The sequence below is a fragment of the Verrucosispora sp. ts21 genome (assembly GCF_002879555.1).
GTDB lineage: Bacteria > Actinomycetota > Actinomycetes > Mycobacteriales > Micromonosporaceae > Micromonospora > Micromonospora gifhornensis.
Window position 1 is genome coordinate 1 of record NZ_PNOZ01000134.1, and the last position, 7,935, is coordinate 7,935.

The following is a 7,935-nucleotide window of genomic DNA, read 5'->3' on the forward strand; positions in this document are numbered from 1 at the left end:
GTGTGGCGTAGGGCGCAGGGGGGTGTGGGGCGCGGGGTGGGGGTTAGCCTAGGCCGCCTTGGACGCCGATGAGGGTGCCGATGGCGTAGGTGGCTGCTGCAGCGGCGGTGCCCAGGAGCAGTTGGCGCAGGCCACCGGTCCACCAGCGACGGTTGGTGAACCGGGAGACGACCGCGCCGGCGACGAAGAGGCCGAGCCCGCCGACCGCCAGGGCCAGCACCAGGCTCGTCGCACCGAGCAGGTACGGCAGCAGTGGCACCAGCGCGCCGACGGAGAAGCAGAGGAACGACGAGGTCGCCGCCGTCCACGGGTTCGGCTGTTCGTCCGGGTTGACGCCCAGTTCCTCCTGCACGTGTACGCGCAGCGCCGTCTCCGGGTTGCGGCGGATCGCCTCGGCCATCTGCCGGGCGAGGTCCTCCGGCAGACCTCGGGCGACCCAGATCTCGGCCAGTTCCCTGGCTTCGCCCTCGGGGTTGCGTTCCAGTTCGCGCCGTTCCTTGGCCACCTCGGCGGCGATCTGCTCGTTGGCCGACCGGACGCTTGTGTACTCCCCGAGCGCCATCGAGATCGCGCCGGCGACCAGACCGGCGGTGCCGGTCAGCACGATGTTGCGCGGCGACACCCCGCCGCCGCCCACGCCCGCGATCAGCGCGATGTTGGTGACCAGGCCGTCCATCGCCCCGAAGACGGCCGGCCGCAGCCAGCCGCCCGAGACGTCCGCGTGATGCGGCTCCCGCAGCGCCGCCGGAGTCTCGGTCACGGCAGGGTCAGGATCTCGTGACCGTCCTCGGTCACCACGAGGGTGTGCTCGAACTGGGCGGTCCACTTGCGGTCCTTGGTGACCACCGTCCAGCCGTCGTCCCAGAGGTCGTACTGGTAGGTGCCGAGAGTGATCATGGGCTCGATGGTGAAGGTCATGCCCGGCTCCATCACGTCGGTGGGCCGAGGGCTGTCGTAGTGCGGCACGTAGAGCCCGCTGTGGAACGCCTCACCGATGCCGTGGCCGGTGAAGTCGCGGACCACCCCGTAACCGAACCGCTTGGCGTACGACTCGATGACCCGGCCAATGACGTTGATCTGGCGGCCCGGGGCGACCGCCCGGATGCCGCGCATCATCGCCTCGTGGGTCCGCTCGACGAGCAGCCCGGCTTCCTCGCTGACCTCACCGACGCAGAAGGTGGCGTTGGTGTCGCCGTGCACGCCACCGATGAAGGCGGTGACGTCGACGTTGATGATGTCGCCGTCGGCCAGCACTGTCGAATCCGGGATGCCGTGACAGATCACCTCGTTGAGACTGGTGCAGCAGGACTTCGGGAAGCCCTTGTAGCCAAGTGTCGACGGGTACGCGTCGTGATCGACGAGGAACTCGTGCACCACCCGGTCGATCTCGTCGGTGGTGACGCCGGGCTTGCAGTGCTCCCCCGCGAGCTGCACCGCCTGGGCGGCGATCCGCCCGGCGACCCGCATCTTCTCGACGGTCTCCGGAGTCTGCACGTGCGACCCCTGCCACGGCCGGGGCGCCTTCTTACCGACGTACTCGGGCCGGGCGATGTTGGCGGGCACCTGCCGCCACGGGGATTGCCTGCCTGGGGTCAGCGGCGCACGGACGGTCATGCGCCAAGCCTATCGCCGAGCGCTCGGTGACCCCCAACACCGTCCGGGACCGACGGTTGTTGCCACACCAGGGACGCTGTGTCAAGGTGTCTGCGTGGATCAAGGGAGCGCACCTCCCGTCTTCTCCGCCGTGGCGGAGACCGACGGTGATCACCTCGTTGTGGTGGTCACCGGTGAGGTCGACATGGCCACCGCCGACACCATGTTGCAGGCCGCGCTCCGCGAGTCGGCGGCCCGGGTGACCCTCGACCTGCGGGCGGTCACCTTCTTCGACTCGGCGGCCATCCATGCGGTGGTTCGACTCGCCGGCCAGTATCCGGGCACCCTTACCGTGCTGCCCTCCCGACAGGTCACCCGGGTGCTGGAGATCGCCGGGCTGGGCGGGCAACCCTGGCTGCCGCCAGGCTGACCGGCCGATCGACGCGAAGATCACCGGCGGCGATCGGGAGGGAACTCAGTCCTCCAACCGTCGGCGCAGGGTGACCTGCGTCCCTTCCGGGGTGTGGTCGACCGACAGCTCCCCGAGTGCCCGGATCAGCGACAGGCCCCGGCCCCGGAAGCCCGAGCCGGTCGACTTGCGCCACCGGCCGGTGTCCCGCACCGTCGCCACGACCTCCCGGTTCTCCACCGACACCTCGATGTCGATCACCGGCTCCACCGGGTCGACCGGATGCTCGATCGCGTTCGCCGCCGCCTCGGAGACCGCCACGGTGAGGTCGAACAGGTCGGTCTCGCTCACCTCGTGCGCGACGAGGAAGTCCTCCAGTCGCTTGCGGAGCACGCTCAGCCGGGTCGGGTCGGCGGGCAGCCGCAGCGCGAACCGGTTGAGTTCGGTGGCCTCCAGAGCGAGCACCGCCACGTCGTCGCGGCGTGGCCGGTCGGCGACCCGGTTGACCACCGTGTCGACCAGATCCGCCACGTGTTCGCTCGCCTGGGCGGCGTCGGCCCGCAACTGGGCCAGGGCCACGTCGATGGCGACCTGCCGGTCCTCGATCAGCCCGTCGGTGTAGAGCAGCAGCCGGTCGCCGGCCCGCAGTTCACCGGAGACCGTCTCGTACGCCGCGCCGGGGATCGCGCCGACCGGCGGACCGAGGGCCCGGTCGTGCAGGAAGGTCACGTCGCTGCCGCGGATCAGCAGCGGGGACGGATGACCGGCGTTGGCGTAGCGCAACTGACCGGTACGCGGGCTGAACCAGAGGCAGAAGACCGTGGCGAAGGTACGCGACCCGGTGGAGTCCACCAGCCGGTTCAACCGGGTCAGCGACTCGCCCGGGGCGAACCCCTCCAGCACGTACGCCCGCAGTGCGTTGCGCAGCTGGCCCATTGCCGCCGCGGCCGGCACACCCTTGCCGACCACATCGCCGATCACCAGGACGAGTTCGTCGTCGTCACGGGCGACGACGTCGTACCAGTCGCCGCCCACCTCGACGTCGGCGCTACCCGGCAGGTAGCGGCTGGCGACCACGGTGCCGGGCAGTTGCGGCAGCGTACGGGGCAGCAGACTGTGTTGCAGGGTGGTGGCGATGCGGTGCTCGGCCTCGTAGAGCTGAGCGTTCTCCAGGCGGACGCCGACCAGCCGGGCCAGTTGGGTCAACGCGGCCTCGTCGGTGCCGATGCCGTCCACGGACGGCCGCCACACCCGCAGCTCACCGAGCTGTCGTCCGGCGACACCGGTCAACGGCAGTACGAAGGACGGGTCGACCGGCGCGGTACCGCCGCCGTCGGCCTCGTACCGTGCCCCGCCGGCGGCGACCACGACCCGGACGGCCTCGGCGAGGCTGAGCGCGTGCCGGGCCGCGACCTGGAGCACGTCGGCCGTGGACCGGGCGGTGTTCACCGCGACCGCGGCGTCGGCGAGGGCGCGCAGCCGCCGGATGATCTGGCCACGCAACTGGCCGAGTTCCACATTGGCGCGGACCCGGGCGATCAACTCCTGCCCGGAGAAGGGCTTGGTCAGATAGTCGTCTGCGCCGACCGACAGCCCGGCCACCTCCTCGGCGGAGCCGGCCCGGGCGGAGAGCAACACGATCGGGACGTACCGGGTGCGGGGGTCCGCGCGCAGCGCGGCGACCAGGCCGAATCCGTCCAGCCGAGGCATCATCACGTCGGTGAGCACCAGGTCGAAGGCGACCTCGGTGGCCACTCTCAGCGCCTCGACACCGTCGGTGGCGGTCACCACTTCCCAACTCGGCGCGAGCAGCCGGGCCACGTGTTCCCGCAGGTCGGGGTTGTCGTCGACGACCAGGATGCGGCCGTGCGACTCGGCCGGGGCCGGTCCAGGGGTGGGCGTGGCGTGGTCGTCGCTGGTCCACCGGGCCGACTCGGCCACGAACAGCGGAGCATGTCGCGGCTCGTGCTCGGTGGGGTCGGCGTCGGCGACCCGGTCGGCGGGCAGGTGTGCGGTGCCGAACGGGATGGTGACCGCGAAGGTGCTGCCCTTGTCGACCTGACTGCTCGCGCTGACCTGCCCGCCGTGCATCTCGACCAGTTCACGGACCAGCGCGAGCCCGATCCCGGTGCCCTCGTGGCTGCGCGACCGCACCCCCGGCACCCGGTGGAAGCGTTCGAACACGTGCGGCAGTTCGTCCGGGTGGATGCCCACACCGGTGTCGGTGACCTCCAGCCGGGCCGCCCCGTCGACCGACCGGACCCGGATCTGGATCTCGCCTTCGAAGGTGAACTTCACGGCGTTGGAGACCAGATTGAGGACGATCTTCTCCCACATGTCCTGGTCGACGTAGACCGGCTCGGCCAACGGCGGACAGTCCACCACCAGGCGTACGCCGGTGCGTTCGGTGGCCGAGCGGAAGGTGCTGGCCAGCCTGCCGGTGTAGTCGGCCAGGTCGGTCGGCTCGTAGTGGGCGGCCAGCCGGCCCGACTCCAGGCGGGAGAAGTCCAGCACGGTGTTGACCAGCTTGAGCAGGCGCAGCCCGTTGCGGTGCATGACGGTGAGCCGCTGGGTGTACGCCTCCGGCAGCTCGGGATCGGCGAGCATCTCCTCCAACGGGCCGAGCACGAGCGTCAGCGGCGTACGGAATTCGTGGCTGACGTTGGCGAAGAAGTTGGTCTTCGCGAGGTCCAGCGCGGCCAGTTCGGCGGCCCGGGCCCGCTGCTGCTCGTACGCCCGTTGTTTGCCGACCGCCCGGGAGATCTGGGCGGCTACCAGCTCGAAGAAGGTGCGGTAGTCGTCGGTGAACGGCAGCCGACGGGCCACGCCGAGCACCAGCACCCCGGCGGGTTCGTTCGTCGCGCTGATCGGCAGCACCATCACCTCGTCGGCGGCCCCGGCGGGTACGCGCCCGAGCAGGTCGACGGTGGGCACCGTGGCGGCGACCCCGGTCATCGCGACCTCGACCAGCCGGCTCGGCGGATCGGCGGGCCCGGTGTCGATCCCGGTCATCCCGGCCCGACGCAGGTGCCCGTCGCCGTCGTCGAGATACAGCAGCGCGAAGGGTGCGTCCGCGCGATGCCGGTCGAGCACGGCCGTGACGGCGCGGCCGAGGTCCTCGATGCTGCCCGGGTCGGCCAGTTCCGACCCGAGTTCGGCCAGGGCACGCAGCCGGCGTTCACCGAGCACCCGGCCGGTGGTCTCGCTGCAGATGCAGAGGACGCCGTGGATGCCCCCGTCCGCACCACGGATCGGGTCGTAGGAGACGTCGAAGTAGACGTCCTCGACGAAGCCGTGCCGGTCGAGCAGAAAATGATGGTCCTGCGCCTGGTACGCCTCGCCGTCGCGCAGCACCCCGGTCAGCAGCGGCCCCAGCACCTCCCAGGTCTCTGCCCAGTGTTCGCGGGCCGGCTGCCCGAGCACGGCCGGATGCTTGTCGCCGATGGTCGGCCGGTAGGCGTCGTTGTAGAAGGCACGTAGCTCCTCGCCCCAGAACACGACGATCTGCGCCTTGGAGGCAAGCATCGTGCTCAACGCGTTGCCCAGCGCGTCGGGCCACTGCTCCGGGACGCCCAGCGGGCTGGCCGACCAGTCATGATCACGCAGCAACCGGCCCATCTCGCCGCCCCCGGCGAAGGCCGCCGCGAGGAGGGGCGAGATCCGGCCGTCCGTCCCGGACGGATGGCTGACGTCCGCACCCCCTTGGGCCGAGTTCATGCAGCCTCCCCGGCCGTCCACATGCGCTCCGATCATCTCTGCCGCGTCCGCCTTCTACCCCGACGGACCAGCAACGTAACGCATCACGGCTGTTAGACGCTGATTAGCGCCGTCAGGTCCGCGACACCACCCGAGGCGATCACCGAGAGAGTGACCACCGTCACAACGGGGTGACGTACGCCCCGGTGATCCCACCATCCACCACGAACTGTGCAGCGGTCATGAACGATGCGTCATCGCTGGCCAGGAACGCCACCGCGGCGGCGATCTCACTCGGCTCACCGAACCGCCCCATCGGTACGTGCACCAGCCGCCGCGCGGCGCGTTCCGGGTCGGCTGCGAACAGCTCCCGCAGCAGCGGGGTGGCCACCGGCCCGGGACACAGGGCGTTGACCCGGATGCCCTCCCGGGCGAACTGCACGCCCAGCTCCCGGGTGAGCGCCAGCACCCCACCCTTGCTCGCGGTGTAGGCGATCTGCGACGTGGCGGCACCCATCAGCGCCACGAAGGAGGCGGTGTTGATGATCGACCCGCGCCCCTGCCGGCGCATGGGCGGGATCACGTACTTGCAGCAGAGGTAGACGCTCGTGGTGTTGACCCGCAGCACCCGTTCCCAGGCGTCCAGGCCGGTCTCCAGGATCGAGTCGTCGTCCGGCGGGGAGATGCCGGCGTTGTTGAAGGCGATGTCCACCCGCCCGTACCGCTCGACCACACCGTCGAAGAGGGCCCGCACCGCCGCCTCGTCGGCCACGTCGGCCGCGACGAAGCTGCCGTCCACCTCCTCGGCGGCGGATCGACCGGCCTCGGCGTCGATGTCGACGCAGACCACCTTCGCTCCCTCGGCGGCGAACCGGCGTACCGTGGCCAGCCCGATTCCGCTGGCCGCTCCGGTCACCACGGCGACCCGGTCCTGCAACCGTCCCGGCATGCTCACTCCTCTGTGCTGATGAACACGTTCTTGACGTCGGTGAAGGCGTGCAGCGCGTCGGGGCCCAGCTCCCGTCCCAGCCCGGAGCGCTTCATGCCGCCGAACGGGGTCCAGTAGCGCACCGAGGAGTGCGAGTTGACGCTGAGGTTGCCCGCCTCGACCGCCCGGGCCACCCGCAGCGCCCGACCCACGTCCCGGGTCCAGATCGAGCCGGACAGGCCGTACTCGGTGTCGTTAGCCAGCCGGATGGCGTCCGCCTCGTCGTCGAACGGGAGCACCGAGACCACCGGGCCGAACACCTCCTCCCGCCAGTGCCGGTCGGCGGGCGAGTCGGTGAGCAGCACCGTCGGGGCGTACCAGTAGCCGGGGCCGCTGGGGCAGTCGCCGGTGAAGGCGACCCGGGCGTCATCGACGTAGCCGGCGACCCGGTCGCGGTGCCCGGCCGAGATGAGCGGCCCCATCTCGGTCTCCTCGGCCGCCGGGTCACCGACCCGGAAGGCCCGCACCGCCGGTTCGAGGAGTTCGAGGAAGCGGTCGTACACCGACCGCTGCACCAGCAGCCGGGAGCGGGCGCAGCAGTCCTGGCCCGCGTTGTCGAAGACGCCGTACGGCGCGGTCGCCGCCGCCCGTTCCAGGTCCGCGTCGGCGAAGACCACGTTCGCCGACTTGCCGCCCAACTCCAGGGTCAGCCGTTTCACCTGGGCCGCGCAGCCAGCCATGATCCGCGTGCCGACCTCGGTGGAGCCGGTAAAGACGATCTTGCGTACGGCGGGATGGGTGACGAACCGTTCGCCGACCACGTCACCCCGACCGGGCAGTACGGAGAACACCCCCTCGGGCAGGCCCGCCTCCAGCGCCAACTCGGCCAGCCGCAGCGCGGTCAGCGGGGTCAACTCGGCGGGTTTGAGCACCACCGTGTTGCCGGCGGCCAGGGCCGGGGCGAAACCCCACGCGGCGATGGGCATCGGGAAGTTCCACGGCACGATCACCCCGACCACGCCCAACGGCTCGTGGAAGGTGACGTCCAGCCCGCCCGGCACCGGGATCTGCCGTCCGGTCAGCCGCTCCGGCGCGCCCGCGTAGTAGTCGAGCACGTCCCGCACGTTGCCCGCCTCCCAGCGCGCATTGCCAACGGTGTGCCCGGCATTACGCACCTCCAGCCCCGCGAGTTCCTCCAGATGCGCATCCACCACCGACGCGAACCGCCGCAGCATCCGCGCCCGCTCCCCCGGCGCCACCCCCCGCCACCGCTCGAACGCCACCCCCGCCCGCGCAACCGCCCCGTCGA

At 71.1% G+C, this 7,935-nt stretch carries 6 protein-coding genes; 1 reads left to right on the forward strand and 5 read right to left on the reverse strand.

What is annotated here, in order from left to right:
• Positions 1-43: 43 nt before the first annotated feature.
• A complete protein-coding gene (locus C1A38_RS29770; protein ID WP_102661008.1) occupies positions 44-760 on the reverse strand; it encodes a VIT1/CCC1 transporter family protein in 717 nt (238 codons plus the stop codon).
• A complete protein-coding gene (gene map / locus C1A38_RS29775) occupies positions 757-1,614 on the reverse strand; it encodes a type I methionyl aminopeptidase (RefSeq protein WP_102661009.1) in 858 nt (285 codons plus the stop codon). The genes C1A38_RS29770 and map overlap by 4 nt, the downstream gene beginning before the upstream one ends.
• 94 nt (positions 1,615-1,708) lie before the next feature.
• Here map and C1A38_RS29780 point away from each other — a divergent pair, with 94 nt between their 5' ends.
• Complete coding sequence (locus C1A38_RS29780) at positions 1,709-2,023, forward strand: STAS domain-containing protein (protein ID WP_102661010.1); 315 nt, start codon at positions 1,709-1,711, stop codon at positions 2,021-2,023.
• A gap of 45 nt (positions 2,024-2,068) precedes the next feature.
• Here the strand turns inward: C1A38_RS29780 and C1A38_RS29785 are convergent, their stop codons facing one another.
• The 3 genes from C1A38_RS29785 to C1A38_RS29795 all read right to left on the reverse strand — a co-directional run.
• Positions 2,069-5,719, reverse strand: coding sequence for a SpoIIE family protein phosphatase (locus tag C1A38_RS29785; RefSeq protein WP_102661011.1), 3,651 nt, complete (start codon positions 5,717-5,719; stop codon positions 2,069-2,071).
• A 160-nt stretch (positions 5,720-5,879) separates the two neighbouring features.
• Positions 5,880-6,647: a 3-oxoacyl-ACP reductase gene (locus C1A38_RS29790; RefSeq protein ID WP_102661013.1), complete on the reverse strand. Its 768-nt coding sequence runs from the start codon at positions 6,645-6,647 to the stop codon at positions 5,880-5,882.
• Positions 6,648-6,649: 2 nt separating this feature from the next.
• Positions 6,650-7,935: aldehyde dehydrogenase family protein (locus C1A38_RS29795; RefSeq protein ID WP_199180374.1), on the reverse strand; the 1,286-nt coding region annotated here is incomplete at its 5' end.